The 13,202-nt window shown below is 40.6% G+C and carries 14 protein-coding genes; 13 read left to right on the top strand and 1 reads right to left on the bottom strand.

Translation table 11 applies throughout. The features are described from left to right. Nucleotides 1–9 precede the first annotated feature (9 nt). From lhaT to P9989_RS11775, 3 genes are all read left to right on the top strand, one after another. Nucleotides 10–600, top strand: coding sequence for a lipoprotein heptaprenylglyceryl N-acetyltransferase LhaT (lhaT, locus tag P9989_RS11785; protein ID WP_283075116.1), 591 nt, complete (start codon nucleotides 10–12; stop codon nucleotides 598–600). A 57-nt stretch (nucleotides 601–657) separates the two neighbouring features. Then, the gene (locus P9989_RS11780; RefSeq protein ID WP_283075115.1) at nucleotides 658–1,371 is read left to right on the top strand and encodes a sporulation protein YpjB; all 714 of its coding nucleotides are present in this window, start codon (nucleotides 658–660) and stop codon (nucleotides 1,369–1,371) included. Nucleotides 1,372–1,438: 67 nt separating this feature from the next. Further along, complete coding sequence (locus tag P9989_RS11775; RefSeq protein ID WP_283075114.1) at nucleotides 1,439–2,116, top strand: zinc metallopeptidase; 678 nt, start codon at nucleotides 1,439–1,441, stop codon at nucleotides 2,114–2,116. 58 nt (nucleotides 2,117–2,174) lie between these two features. Here the strand turns inward: P9989_RS11775 and P9989_RS11770 are convergent, their stop codons facing one another. Then, a complete protein-coding gene (locus tag P9989_RS11770) occupies nucleotides 2,175–3,050 on the bottom strand; it encodes a YitT family protein (RefSeq protein ID WP_283075113.1) in 876 nt (291 codons plus the stop codon). A 148-nt stretch (nucleotides 3,051–3,198) separates the two neighbouring features. Here P9989_RS11770 and P9989_RS11765 point away from each other — a divergent pair, with 148 nt between their 5' ends. From P9989_RS11765 to dinG, 10 genes are all read left to right on the top strand, one after another. Further along, nucleotides 3,199–3,540, top strand: coding sequence for a nucleotide pyrophosphohydrolase (locus tag P9989_RS11765; RefSeq protein WP_283075112.1), 342 nt, complete (start codon nucleotides 3,199–3,201; stop codon nucleotides 3,538–3,540). Further along, the gene (dapB, locus tag P9989_RS11760; protein WP_283075111.1) at nucleotides 3,537–4,337 is read left to right on the top strand and encodes a 4-hydroxy-tetrahydrodipicolinate reductase; all 801 of its coding nucleotides are present in this window, start codon (nucleotides 3,537–3,539) and stop codon (nucleotides 4,335–4,337) included. Before P9989_RS11765 ends, dapB begins: the two co-directional genes overlap by 4 nt. 14 nt (nucleotides 4,338–4,351) lie before the next feature. Next, nucleotides 4,352–4,774: a methylglyoxal synthase gene (gene mgsA, locus P9989_RS11755; protein WP_283075110.1), complete on the top strand. Its 423-nt coding sequence runs from the start codon at nucleotides 4,352–4,354 to the stop codon at nucleotides 4,772–4,774. 4 nt (nucleotides 4,775–4,778) lie between these two features. Then, nucleotides 4,779–5,906 carry an N-acetyl-alpha-D-glucosaminyl L-malate synthase BshA gene (gene bshA / locus P9989_RS11750; RefSeq protein WP_283075109.1) on the top strand — a complete coding sequence of 376 codons (1,128 nt, stop codon included), beginning with the start codon at nucleotides 4,779–4,781 and terminating at the stop codon, nucleotides 5,904–5,906. Next, a complete protein-coding gene (locus P9989_RS11745) occupies nucleotides 5,899–7,098 on the top strand; it encodes a CCA tRNA nucleotidyltransferase (RefSeq protein ID WP_283075108.1) in 1,200 nt (399 codons plus the stop codon). The genes bshA and P9989_RS11745 overlap by 8 nt, the downstream gene beginning before the upstream one ends. Further along, nucleotides 7,074–8,066, top strand: a complete 993-nt coding sequence (locus P9989_RS11740; protein ID WP_283075107.1) for a biotin--[acetyl-CoA-carboxylase] ligase — start codon at nucleotides 7,074–7,076, stop codon at nucleotides 8,064–8,066. The genes P9989_RS11745 and P9989_RS11740 overlap by 25 nt, the downstream gene beginning before the upstream one ends. Beyond that, entirely contained in the window at nucleotides 8,059–8,880 is an 822-nt protein-coding gene (gene panB, locus P9989_RS11735) for a 3-methyl-2-oxobutanoate hydroxymethyltransferase (RefSeq protein WP_283075106.1), read from the top strand. Before P9989_RS11740 ends, panB begins: the two co-directional genes overlap by 8 nt. A gap of 11 nt (nucleotides 8,881–8,891) precedes the next feature. Beyond that, nucleotides 8,892–9,758 carry a pantoate--beta-alanine ligase gene (gene panC / locus P9989_RS11730; RefSeq protein WP_283075105.1) on the top strand — a complete coding sequence of 289 codons (867 nt, stop codon included), beginning with the start codon at nucleotides 8,892–8,894 and terminating at the stop codon, nucleotides 9,756–9,758. A gap of 21 nt (nucleotides 9,759–9,779) precedes the next feature. After that, nucleotides 9,780–10,169: an aspartate 1-decarboxylase gene (panD, locus tag P9989_RS11725; protein ID WP_283075104.1), complete on the top strand. Its 390-nt coding sequence runs from the start codon at nucleotides 9,780–9,782 to the stop codon at nucleotides 10,167–10,169. A gap of 208 nt (nucleotides 10,170–10,377) precedes the next feature. Further along, on the top strand, nucleotides 10,378–13,173 hold the full coding sequence (gene dinG / locus P9989_RS11720; RefSeq protein ID WP_283075103.1) for an ATP-dependent DNA helicase DinG: 2,796 nt from the start codon (nucleotides 10,378–10,380) through the stop codon (nucleotides 13,171–13,173). The last annotated feature ends 29 nt before the right edge of the window (nucleotides 13,174–13,202 follow it).

The raw sequence follows: 13,202 nt of genomic DNA, 5'->3' as shown, positions 1-13,202 counted from the left end.
GTAAAACTTATGCAATCGATTCTTTCATACATATTAACTAACCGAGTTTTCCTTATTTTATTATTTATCATTAATTTATCTGGCACAATCTACGGCTACATCTGGTATGAAAGCCAGCTGGCAGTCACTAAGCCAATATTTCTGATCTTCGTGCCGGATAGTCCCACGGCAAGCTTGTTCTTTACTATATTTTTAGGCTTTTATTTAGTCAATAAAAATGTCCCTTACATAGAGGCCCTAGCCGTCATTACGTTATTAAAATATGGGGTTTGGGCTGTTGTCATGAATGGTTTGACCTTTTTGGAGTATGGCACTCTTCCCTGGACGAGTTATATGCTAATCGTTTCACATGGTGCCATGGCCGTACAGGGGCTGCTTTATACACCTTATTATAAAATTCAATTGCGACATATTATAGTTGCGGCTATTTGGACATTACATAATGATGTGATTGACTATGTTTTTGAACAGATGCCGGTTTATCCTTCTATCATGGATCATATGGATAAAATTGGATACTTTACATTTTGGTTAAGTATCTTTTGTATTGCGGTTTGTTATCTTATGACCCATAGAAATCGACAAATCGAATCGGTCTAATTCTTCTTCCTCTCTCATATACATTTGAATAAGATAGAATATGAGGGGGCGAGTGTGATGGGACGGGCTCTTATGCTTTGTTTCGTTGTCTGTTTAAGCCTGTTTGTTCCAAACATTAATGAATCAAAGTACATTAACGCTGATCATCATTCGTGGAGTGTATTTTCGGAACAATACTATCATTTAATGGAGGATGAGAAATACGGGCTTGCCAATCGGATGCTGAATAATCGCCGTGCAGAAATGGAACAATATATAAATACTTTATCAAAGCAGCACCAGGAAACATTCTATGAACTCATTCAACCTATTGCCAGGGAACAAAGAGATATAAGTGAGATGGAAGTGGATAAGTTTCTATTCTATGTAGAGACAGTAGGAAATCACCGTCCTGAGGATTTCATCCGTAATGAGCTTCACTCATTACGCGAGCATTTGAGTCAAGCGGATGTGCCAGCGACAGAAGTAGTGTCTCATTGGCAGTCACTTCTGCCAACATTAAAGTTGTACATTGAACAAGAGGGATTAGACCCTGTCTCACAGGCCATAGAAGATTATACTAGCAGCGGTACATTAGTGGCCAAGCAAGAAATTGCTAAACAATTGGACAAGCTGCTCGATGATAAGTCTTCTCTTATAGGCTTTGATGCCTTTCTATGGACAGCAGCCGTTATTGGGGCTACAATACTCATTACACTTATCTATGTGGGGGCGAGAAAATATGTCGCGGAGAAGCGAGAAAAACATGCGCGTGACAAACTTAATAGTTGATTTTTCAGTGGTTTTTGACTAAAATTGACCTATAAATGTAGTTTACATCCAAGATGGAGGAATGAACATGGCTGGTTTTCTAATCTACTTTGCGATTCTGTTAATTGTACCCATTTGGGCTTCTTCCCGAGTGAAGAGCACATATAAAAAGTATTCTAAAGTCTCGACCTCTTCTTCAATGACTGGGGCAGAAGTGGCACGAAAAATCCTTGATGACAATGGTTTGTTTAATGTTCGAATTGAAGAAGTAAAAGGAATGTTATCCGATCATTATGACCCGCGTTCTAAAGTGATCCGGTTATCTTCAGGTAACTATCATGGCCGGTCGATGGCGGCATCAGCTGTTTCTGCCCACGAAGTTGGGCATGCCATTCAGGATGCTCAAGAGTATGCGTTTTTACGTTTCCGAAGTGCATTAGTCCCAGTGGCAAGTTTTGGCTCAAACATCTCCATCTTTTTAATTATTGGTGGATTTTTACTAGGCATGACAGGTCTTGCCTTAGCAGGAATTATCTTCTTTGCTGCTGCAGTCTTGTTCCAGCTTATTACTTTACCTGTAGAATTTGATGCTTCAAGCAGGGCGATGAGCCAGCTGGTATCTACGGGTATTATCCGGAATGATGAAGAGAGAAAGACCAAGAAGGTTCTCAATGCAGCAGCTATGACATATGTAGCTGGAGCACTTGTGGCTTTAGCTGAATTATTAAGATTCGTATTTATGTTCGTCGGGATGAATGAAGAGTAGTCCTCAAAATTCGGTTATGAAACCCATTGTTCAACAGAACAATGGGTTTTTTTATTTTTTAATCTTCTATAGGGTTCTTATTTTCGTCCAGGGTAAATCCTTCCCCTAATACATCATGGACATGACTCATTGCCACAAAGGCATGAGGGTCAATATTATGAATGATTGTCTTTAATCGTACGATTTCATTCTTTCCAATCACACAGTATAGAACGTCTCGGTTTGAGCCTGTGAAAGAGCCTTTTCCCTGTAGTACGGTAACTCCTCGATCCATCTCTTTATTGATCTTGTTCGAAATTTGATCGCTCTGTTGAGAAATAATAGTCGCGCCCCTTGCAGCATAAGCCCCTTCTTGAATAAAGTCGATTACTTTTGCACCGACGAAAACAGCTACAAGGGTGTACATCCCCTTTATAGGATTCAAATATGTAACAATAGAGATAAAGATGACGATGGCATCAAAGACAAACATAGCGCGGCCCATACTCCATCCTAAGTATTTATGGATGAGTCTTGCGATGATGTCGACACCTCCGGTCGTTCCACCGTAACGGAAGATGATGCCTAGACCCACCCCTGCGAAAACTCCTGCAAACAAGGAGGCTAATGTTAAATCAGAAGCCAGATCAATTTCAATAAGATACATTTGCGATAAACGGATAAATAGAGATACAGCCACGATACCTAATAACGAATAATAAAAAGTATTGCGCCCGAGAATACGCCATCCGATTATGAGGACAGGAATATTTAAGAGAATATTCATTAATGCAGGATCCCAATTAAAAAGGTAGAGAAGTAATAGGGTAATGCCGGTAAATCCACCTTCTCCTAATTCGTTTTGAATGTTGAAATGGACCAATCCAAATGAAAATATGGCCGCTCCAACTATTATAAACAAAATATTTTTCATCTTTAAGCCAAATACATGCATATCCAACACCTCCAATTAAAGTTACATGACTTATATTATAAAGAAGTGATTTGCAAGCTACAATGGTTGAAAGTTTAATAATTTGTCAAAAGCTCTGCTTTTGGCTAACATTTAAGAAGGAATGTTAGAACTGAAAAAGGGGGCGTGGATGATGAAGTACACAACTGAAGACATACAAAAACGTGTAGATCAATACATATCACAATTTAAAGAGGGATACTTCTCCCCTCTGGCCTTGCAGGCAAGATTGACTGAAGAAGTAGGAGAAATGGCCAGAGAAATCAATCATCGATATGGTGAGAAGAAAAAAAAGTCGTCAGAAGGCGAAAAGGCATTAGAAGAGGAAATGGGAGATGTCATTTTCGTGCTTACATGCTTTGCCAATTCACTTGATATCGATCTGTCTCAAGCATTCGAAAGCTCAATGAGCAAAATTGAAACAAGAGATAAAAACCGCTGGACTAGAAAGGATGGAGAAAATATAAAATGAAACAGATTAATGTAGTTGTTGCTGGTCCTAGAGGGAAAATGGGACAAGAAGCACTAAAAATGATCGCAAATGAAGAGCAGTTTCAACTAGTGGCTTGCATCGACCGCAAGCATGAAGGAGAAAAAATTAGTGAAGTGACTGGATTGCGGGATTTAGATGCTATAATCTATACAGATGCTGAGGTTTGCCTTAATGAAGTAGATGCTGATGTACTCATCGATTTAACTACACCCGAATTTGGCTATAAGCATACGAAACTAGCCCTTGAAAATGGTATTCGTCCAGTGGTAGGAACCACAGGTTTTACTCCAGATCAACTAGAAGAAGTAACGAATCTGAGTGAATCCAAACAACTTGGAGCGGTTATTGCTCCAAATTTCGCAGTGGGTGCTGTCTTAATGATGCAATTCTCTAAATGGGCTGCCAAACATTTTCCTGATGTTGAAATTATTGAAAAGCATCATGATCAGAAACTTGATGCACCGTCAGGTACCGCAATAAAGACAGCTGATCTAATTAAAGAAGAACGTGAATCACATCACCAAGGCCATCCAGATGAAAAAGAAACATTACAAAGTGCACGCGGAGCAGATGTAGATGGAATGAAAATACACAGTGTCAGACTCCCTGGACTTGTGGCCCACCAAGAGGTGATATTTGGCGGTCTTGGACAAACACTGACGATCAAGCATGATTCCCTCCATCGTGAATCTTTTATGTCAGGCGTTAAACTGGCAGCTACTGAAGTAATGAATATTGATACGCTTGTATATGGTCTAGAACATTTACTCGATTAATAGGGGGATATGGCATGAATATAGCATTAATTGCGCATGATGAGAAAAAGCAGGAAATCATCCAATTTGCAACAGCATACAAGCATATTTTTCAGGACCATCAATTATTTGCTACTGGTACAACAGGGAAAAAAATTTCTGAGGCCTCAGGATTGGATGTTTACAGGTTTCAATCTGGCCCTGTCGGAGGCGATCAGCAAATTGGTGCCAAAATTGCACAGGAAGAAATAGATATGGTCATTTTCTTTCGTGATCCTCTTACAGCTCAGCCCCATGAGCCTGATGTGAGTGCACTGTTGCGTATTTGTGATGTACATCGTGTTCCGTTGGCTACTAATTTAGCCAGCGCCGAAATTTTCATTCGTGGATTAGACCGTGGAGATTTTCAGTGGCGAAACATTGTGAAAGAGAAGTTTGAGAAGAAAGATCAGGTGTAATGGTATGTCGAAAATAGGAATAACCTGTTACCCCACTGTTGGGGGCTCAGGGGTAATTGCAACTGAATTAGGAAAAATATTAGCTGAAAGAGGGCATGAAATACACTTTATTACTTCACAAGTCCCGTTTCGGTTAAATCGAGTCTATCCAAACATTTATTACCATGAAGTAGAGGTAAGCAGCTATCCCGTTTTCCAGCATCCCCCCTATGATTTAGCACTTGCTAATAAAATGGCTGAGGTAATTAATCGTGAAAATCTTGATATTCTGCATGTTCATTATGCAATGCCACATGCTGTATTAGCGATCCTGGCTAAGCAAATGGCTGAACATGATGTTAAAATTGTCACTACTCTGCACGGAACAGATATTACTGTACTGGCAATTGACTCAAGTTTAAAACAGATGATTAAATTCGGAATTGAACAATCGGATCGTGTCACGGCTGTATCAGAAAGTTTAGTGAAGCAAACGCAGGAGATGCTCAAAACAGAAAAGACTATGGACGTCATCTATAACTTTGTAGATGAACGAGAATATTACAGACAGCCGAATGATGAATTAAAGGCTCAATATCATATCGATAAAGGTGAAAAAGTGTTGATCCACATTTCAAATTTCAGGAAAGTGAAACGAGTCCCGGACGTCATTCAGGCATTCGCTCAAATTCAAAAAAACATTCCATCCAAACTGCTTCTCGTAGGGGATGGTCCAGAGTATGCTGCCTGCTATCAGTTAGTCGAGGAATTAGGAATAGCAGATGCAGTACTTTTCCTCGGTAAACAGGAAAATGTAAGCGAATTGCTTTCCATTTCCGACTTAAAGCTCCTTTTATCAGAAAAAGAGAGTTTTGGCCTTGTGTTATTAGAGGCCATGGCGTGCGGTGTGCCGTGCATCGGCACAAATATCGGCGGGATACCTGAAGTCATCGATCATGGAGAAACTGGATTTATTACCGAGCTAGGTAATACGGAACAAGTTGTTCATTTTGCAGAAAAAATATTACAGGATACTGCTGCGCATCATCGCTTTTCGGAACATGCGAAGCAATTTGTAAGGGATAAGTTTGCTTCGACGGCTATTGTTGAACAATATGAACAACTTTATCGTCAGGTGTTAAATGATGTATAATGATCCGCTATTTCAAACGTCCTTCAGCTTATTAACACAACTTCATCGTAAAGGGTTTGAGGGTCATATAGTGGGAGGGGCCGTACGTGACCTTGTATTAGGCAGACCTGTCGGTGACATAGATATTGCTACGTCAGCTACTCCTGATCAAGTAAACCAGGTTTTTGATCAAGTCATCCCTATTGGGGTAGAACACGGGACAGTGCTTGTCCGTTACCAATCTCAATCGTTTGAAGTGACAACGTATCGGACAGAGCAAGGGTATACCGATTTCAGGCATCCTGACCAAGTATCGTTTGTGCAATCAATACAGGATGATTTATCAAGACGAGACTTTACCATTAACGCTATGGCCATGGATGCTAATGAAAAAATCATTGACCCATACGGAGGGAAAGATGATCTTGCAAATGGGCGGATTCGAGCAGTTGGCGACGCTCAGACGCGTTTCAGTGAAGATCCGTTAAGAATGATGAGGGCCTTGAGGTTTGCCAGTCAGCTTCAATTTGAAGTCGAATCAGAAGTACGAACTGCTATAGAAGATCAGGCAGCTAAACTTGGGCATATTGCTACAGAGCGCGTTGCAATCGAATTTGCAAAACTGACAGCAGGTGTAAACTACAAGGAAGGTCTGCAATTATGCAGCCAACTTGGCGTCTTTTCGCATCTTCCAATTTTTTCAAAATACCATCACTTGCAAAAGGTTGTACCAGCAGATCGCTTAGAAGGGTTTGCTGTTTTGATCACTTATTATTACGAGCAAGACAATAACATAGATATACTTCAGTGGGTGAAAAGTTGGAAACAATCTAATAAAGTCAAAAGGGATTCTTTTTCGCTTGCCCAAGCGTTACGTGAGTTTCGGAAAAAGGATGAAGTTACTCATTGGCTTGTTTATCAATTGCCGGAACACCTGCTAATCTCTTTTGTCCAATTGTTAAGAGCATTAGGGTATCGTATCGAAGAACAGTGTCTTACTAATGTTGCAGCCAAGCTTCCGATTCAGTCACGTAACGACCTGGCATTTGGAGCTAAGGATTTGATTCAGTTATTTCCTCAAAAGCCAAAAGGACCTTGGATTAAATCAGGTGTTGAAAAAATAGAATATGCTGTCGTCAATAAACAATTGCCAAACAAATATGAACAAATAAAGGAGTGGGTCGATCAATGGAATCCACCCGTAAACAATTAATTGAATTGTTAAGTGAACAACAAGGCCATATCTCCGGCCAAGCTTTATCGCAGAGCCTGGATATTTCAAGAACGGCTGTTTGGAAACATATGAAGGAGCTAGAAAGAGATGGCTATGAAATTGAAGCGGTGCAAAGAAAGGGCTATAAAATCGTTTCTTTTCCTAATAAAGTAAGTGAAAACACTCTTCAGTGGGGGCTAAATACAGATTGGCTTGGTCATAATCTTCATCATTACGCTGAAGTGGCTTCCACACAGGAAGTGGTTCATCAATTAGCCAAACAAGGAAAACCTCATGGAACTGTAGTGATAGCCGATCAACAGGTTCAGGGAAAAGGAAGAATGTCCCGGAACTGGGACTCTCCTAAAGGCAAGGGGATCTGGATGAGTATTTTGTTACGTCCTGAATTGCTTCCTTATCAAGCCCCTCAACTTACTTTACTTACGGCTACTGTTTTAGCAGAGGTTATTGCTGATCAGTCATCAATAACCCCTTATATTAAGTGGCCAAATGACTTATTGGTCCATCATAAAAAAGTCTCTGGTATCTTAACAGAAATGCAGGCTGAACAGGATCAAATTCAGTATGTCGTTCTAGGCATCGGAATAAATGTGAATCAAGATACAGCTGATATTCCGGAAGGATTACAGCATAAAGCTACCTCTCTTCGGATTGAGTCACAACAAGAATGGTCCATTCAGCAAACGATTCAGCGAATATTACGCCAATTTGAACGTACATATGACCAGTTTATACAAAATGGGTTTTCTGAAGTGAAACCGAAGTGGGAGGAATACGGTTACAAAATTGGTGAAAAAGTGACCATTTCCACGATGAAAAAATCCTGGCAGGCCACATTAGTTGGGATTGAGCCAGATGGAGCCTTGCTGGCACGGGATGAAATGGGAAATGTCGAAAAACTGTATTCAGCGGAAATTCATTGGGGAGAGGGTGGATATAATGCTTAATAAGAACAGCCTGCTTAAAATGAAACAGGATCAAGAAAAAATAACTATGATTACTGCATATGATTATCCGTCTGCTAAAATTGCCCAGTCAGCAGGAATAGATATGATACTGGTTGGTGACAGTCTTGGTATGGTTGTATTAGGCTATGACTCCACAATTCCGGTTACGCTTGAGGACATGATTCATCATGGGAAAGCGGCTAGGAGAGGGGCGACAGAAACATTTGTTGTCGTCGATATGCCTTTTATGTCATATCATATCTCAATAGAAGAGTCTCTGAAAAATGGAAAGAAGCTTTTTCAGGAAACGGGCGCACAAGCACTGAAACTTGAGGGAGCTGGTGAAATACTGACAGTGATCCGTCGTTTGGCCGAAGGAGGGATTCCTGTGGTTGGACATTTAGGGCTGACTCCTCAGTCTGTTCACGTCCTTGGAGGATATAAGGTACAAGGAAAAGACGAAATGGCTGCTAGGAAGTTGTTGGACGAGGCTAAGGAAGTCGAGCAAGCAGGAGCTATGGCACTTGTCTTAGAATGTGTACCAAAACAACTAGCGGAACGGATTTCTGAGAATCTGTCTATTCCTACGATTGGAATTGGGGCAGGTATTGATTGTGATGGACAGGTACTCGTTTATCATGATCTCCTGAAGTATGGTGTAGATCGATTACCTAAGTTTGTAAAGCCATACCTAAATAGTAATGTACAAATGACTGATGCTGTAAGTCAATACGTGTCAGAAGTGAAAAGTGGGGATTTCCCTGAAAACCAACACAGCTTTACCATGGATACGACCTTGCTGCCAGAAGGCTAAGGAGAATAGTTATGAAGATCACTGCAAATATAAAAGAAATGCAACAAATAATAACTGAGTGGTCCGCTCAAGGGAAAAAAATTGGCTTTGTACCTACCATGGGCTTTCTACATGATGGCCACCAGGCACTTTTAAAAAAAGCACGACTCGAAAATGATCTAGTCGTTTTAAGTATTTTTGTTAACCCGCTTCAATTCGGAGCAAATGAAGATTTAGATTCTTACCCTCGGGATCAAGAGCATGACAAAAAAATAGCTGAGAAACATGGGATCGACGTAATTTTTCTTCCAGATGAGCAGACCATGTACCCAGGGCCGCTTTCCATTAACTTATCTGTGGTTAGGAGAACAGATGTATTATGTGGAAGAAGCCGTCCAGGTCATTTTGATGGGGTAGCGACCGTTTTGACGAAATTGTTTAATATAACTCGTCCTTCTAAGGTTTATTTTGGATTGAAGGACGCTCAGCAGATTGCTGTCGTTGATGCTTTAATTGAAGATTTTAATTTTCCCATCGAACTGATCGCTGTACCCACAGTTCGTGAAGAGGACGGATTAGCGAAGAGCAGTCGGAATGTGAATTTGCTTGAACAGGAAAGAAGTGAGGCACCTTATATTCAACAAGCGTTACAGCATGGAAGGGAGTATGTAGGGAATGGGGAGAATAATTCAAAGGAAGTGATCGAAAAAGTTCGACAGTTTCTAGAAAGAAAAACTCATGGTAAAATAGATTATATTGAATTATTATCCTATCCGGACTTACAGCGAGTTGAAACGATAAATCAGCAAGTGATCCTTGCTGCAGCGGTACAATTTCAAAATGCAAGACTTATTGATAACGTAATTTTTAACGAGTATGGGATAAAGACGTTAGGGTAAAGAGCAAGGAGGGGGCTCATCATGTTTCGCACTATGATGAAAGCTAAGATCCATCGTGCACGGGTCACGGAAGCAAATTTGAATTATGTAGGCAGTATTACCATTGATCAGGATCTATTAGACAGTGTGGGTATTCTTCCGCATGAGAAAGTTCAAATCGTTAATAATAATAATGGTGCACGGCTAGAAACATATGTTATTGCCGGTGAAAGAGGAAGTGGAGTCGTTTGCCTGAATGGGGCGGCAGCACGGTTAGTTCAACCGGAAGATATCGTTATTATTGTCTCCTATGCGTTATTGAGTGAAGAGGAATTGGCTGATTTTAAACCTAAGATTGCGATTATAGGAGAAGGAAATGAATTGCATGAACTTCTAGAAGAGGAGCCTCCGCTTACAGCAATGCCTTTGTGAAAATAGGAGTGCGTATGAATGGTATGGAAGGATCTTAGCTCCTATCAGGGGTTCAGGTCCTTACTTTTTTGAGCCAGCCAGCGACGAAATGCCGTTTGGAAGCAGAGAAAAAAGCAGTTGCAATCTACGTTAGTTTTACGCTTAGTGAGTACTGGAGTAACACAGGGCTAGAATCCATAATAAGACGTTCAGAAAGGGGGGACCTAACTTGTCTACCTTCGCAATAGTTGATCTGGAGACCACTGGAAATGCATTATCAAAACAGGACCGTATGATAGAAATTGGTATCGTAATTATGAGAAAGGGAAAGACGCTCAAAGAATTTTCAAGCCTAATCTTTCCTGAACGTGAGATTCCTCCATTTATTACCTCCTTAACAGGTATTAAAGATGAAGATCTGATCGATGCTCCCTTGTTCTCGGAAATTGCTGAAGACGTATATCATTTGTTAAAAGACTGTTATATCGTTGCCCATAATATTGAATTTGATCTTAGTTTTCTTAACAACGAATTCAAGCGGTGCGGGTTTCCTGTGTTACATAATAAATTAATAGATACGGTTGAACTTTCCCGCATTTTTCTACCTGAATCACCGAGTTTTAAATTGGGCCAACTGGCACAGCTATTGCACATAGGGCATGATAATCCACACCGGGCGTTATCGGATGCGGCAGTAACAGCTGACTTGCTCACAATATTGTTAACTGAATTAGAGAGATTGCCAGAACGGACGCTGGTGTACCTGTTGAAATTATCGGATAAACTCAAGAGTGACATGAGACCATTAATAGAAAAAGCTATTGATAAAAACAGATATAATCATCAAGTTACAGACAAATTTGATATTCACTATGGGATTCCAGTTAAGAGAAGACAGATTGATTTCAAAGTTTCACGGGAGAAACAGCCTCCCTTTAATGAATGGATTCGACATGCCTATGAAGGTAAGGAAGGCTTACAGCAAGTTATAAGCGGCTATGAAACGAGAGATGGGCAAAAAAGGATGTCAGAAGCTGTCTACCAGGCTTTAAGTAAAGGGAAGCATGCCTTAATTGAAGGAGGTGCTGGGATAGGGAAGTCTCTTGCCTATCTGCTGTCCGCCGTACATTATGCAATTAATCATAAAGAGAGGATAATGATTTCTACCCACACAACCTCCTTACAGAATCAGTTGTTAGAAGAGGAAATTCCGAGACTGGAGACATTGCTAGGACGCCCGCTCCAAGCAGTCTTATATAAAGGAAAAAGTCATTATATCAGTTTGCTTCATTTTAGTTATGAGTTAGAGAGGTCCTATCATGATAATTATGATATTTCCTTAACAAAGTCTATGATATTGGTATGGTTAACCCATACGACGACCGGGGATATTGATGAAATTCAATTGCCATCAAGCGGGGAGCAGTTTTGGCGTAAAATTTCCTCTGAGGCCTCGAAAAACACGATATCCGACAAAACAGACCATGCCTCTTATTGGCAGTGGGCAGAAGAGAGGGCAGCACGGGCTGACCTTATCATTACTAATCATTCCCTGCTTTGCCTTGACCTCATTAGTAATGAACAAAGACTTCCTGATTTTGATCGGTTAGTAGTTGATGAGGCTCATCATTTAGAATCTACAGCCAGTCGTTACTTTGGTATTAGACTGAACTACAAGGAGCTGCAGCAGCAGTTAACTCAATTTAATGAATTCTTCCATCCTGCTGTATTTAAACCCTTCCATGTAGATGTAAGAAAACAACTCGATCGCTGCAGTCACTACGTAGAAGAAGCAAAAGAGGAGTTAAACCATTTATCGAGATATCTCTTCCAAAAGGTGAAATCTATTCGCAATCGGATACAATCAAAAAGCGATGTTGGCCGGGCGCAATACTTACTAAAAGAAGATAGTGACGAAAAGTTTGTCAACACTAGTTTTGAAATGACTCAGAGGTTTCTGGCACCCATACATTCCATTAAAAGAGAGACGGCTGGTTTAATCAGGGCTGTCGAATCGATAGTAACGAGTGACCATAGCGAGGGAGTCCGGGTTTTATGGCAGCGGCTGATTAATCATGCAGAGATGTGTTCATCCGTAATTCGTCAATTGGAAACCTTTTTCAACTTGGACGGAGAAACGGTCAAATGGATTGAAATTGATGCAGAAGGGGCGTCTAACTCGATCTATTTATATAGTGAGCCCTTAGATATAGCTGAGCAATTAAATAAAAAGCTATATTCAACGAAAAAGAGTGTAGTTTTAACTAGTGCTACTTTAACCACGAACGGGTCCTTCAGCTACATGAAGCGGCTTTTAGGATTAGAAAGGTTGAACAACAGCAGCCTTCATGAACTGTCGATACCTTCACCGTACGATTATGAACGGCATGTCAGGCTGATGGTCCCAGATGATTTTCCTAATATTAGGACACAGACAGAAGAATTTATCTATTCTATCAGCGAAGCGATTTATTCAATAGCCCATGTTACAAACGGCCGGATGCTTGTATTATTCACGTCTTATGAGATGTTAAAAAAAACATATTATTTACTCAAAGAGGTCGCTGCGCCTGAGGAATTTATGATATTTGCTCAAGGAATCTCAAGTGGCAGCAGAGATCGCTTAAAAAAGAATTTTCAAACTTTTGATCAGTCTATTTTATTAGGAACCAGTTCTTTTTGGGAAGGAGTCGATATTCCCGGCGATGACCTATCGTGTTTAGTTATCGCCCGCCTGCCTTTTGATCCCCCTGATCAGCCTGCCCAGATCATGCGGGACAGCAGACTGAAAAGCAAGGGACTCAATCCTTTTATGGAACAGTCTCTGCCTCAGGCAATATTAAGATTTAAACAAGGGTTTGGACGCTTAATTCGTTCAACTACGGACCGCGGGGTAGTTTTTGTATGTGACCAGCGATTAATTGAAGCAAAATATGGGAAATACTTCATTTCCTCAATCCCAGATATTCCACTTACCTATCAATCGACATCCAAGCTGGTCCAGGATATGGAAAAGTGGATATGAGGGAAAATACCAAATCTTTATCTTATTTG

The organism is Halobacillus naozhouensis, from assembly GCF_029714185.1.
Lineage (GTDB): Bacteria > Bacillota > Bacilli > Bacillales > Halobacillaceae > Halobacillus_A > Halobacillus_A naozhouensis.
Note: the sequence above shows the minus strand (reverse complement) of the source record. Positions and strands in the feature narration are given on the sequence as shown.

Coding starts and splice junctions, on each gene's coding strand:
- mgsA (WP_283075110.1), top strand. CDS start 4,352: ATGAATATAGCATTAATTGCGCATGATGAGAAAAAGCAGGAAATCATC.
- panB (WP_283075106.1), top strand. CDS start 8,059: ATGCTTAATAAGAACAGCCTGCTTAAAATGAAACAGGATCAAGAAAAA.
- P9989_RS11745 (WP_283075108.1), top strand. CDS start 5,899: ATGTATAATGATCCGCTATTTCAAACGTCCTTCAGCTTATTAACACAA.
- lhaT (WP_283075116.1), top strand. CDS start 10: ATGCAATCGATTCTTTCATACATATTAACTAACCGAGTTTTCCTTATT.
- panC (WP_283075105.1), top strand. CDS start 8,892: ATGAAGATCACTGCAAATATAAAAGAAATGCAACAAATAATAACTGAG.
- P9989_RS11775 (WP_283075114.1), top strand. CDS start 1,439: ATGGCTGGTTTTCTAATCTACTTTGCGATTCTGTTAATTGTACCCATT.
- P9989_RS11740 (WP_283075107.1), top strand. CDS start 7,074: ATGGAATCCACCCGTAAACAATTAATTGAATTGTTAAGTGAACAACAA.
- dapB (WP_283075111.1), top strand. CDS start 3,537: ATGAAACAGATTAATGTAGTTGTTGCTGGTCCTAGAGGGAAAATGGGA.
- panD (WP_283075104.1), top strand. CDS start 9,780: ATGTTTCGCACTATGATGAAAGCTAAGATCCATCGTGCACGGGTCACG.
- bshA (WP_283075109.1), top strand. CDS start 4,779: ATGTCGAAAATAGGAATAACCTGTTACCCCACTGTTGGGGGCTCAGGG.
- P9989_RS11765 (WP_283075112.1), top strand. CDS start 3,199: ATGATGAAGTACACAACTGAAGACATACAAAAACGTGTAGATCAATAC.
- P9989_RS11780 (WP_283075115.1), top strand. CDS start 658: ATGGGACGGGCTCTTATGCTTTGTTTCGTTGTCTGTTTAAGCCTGTTT.
- P9989_RS11770 (WP_283075113.1), bottom strand. CDS start 3,050: ATGCATGTATTTGGCTTAAAGATGAAAAATATTTTGTTTATAATAGTT.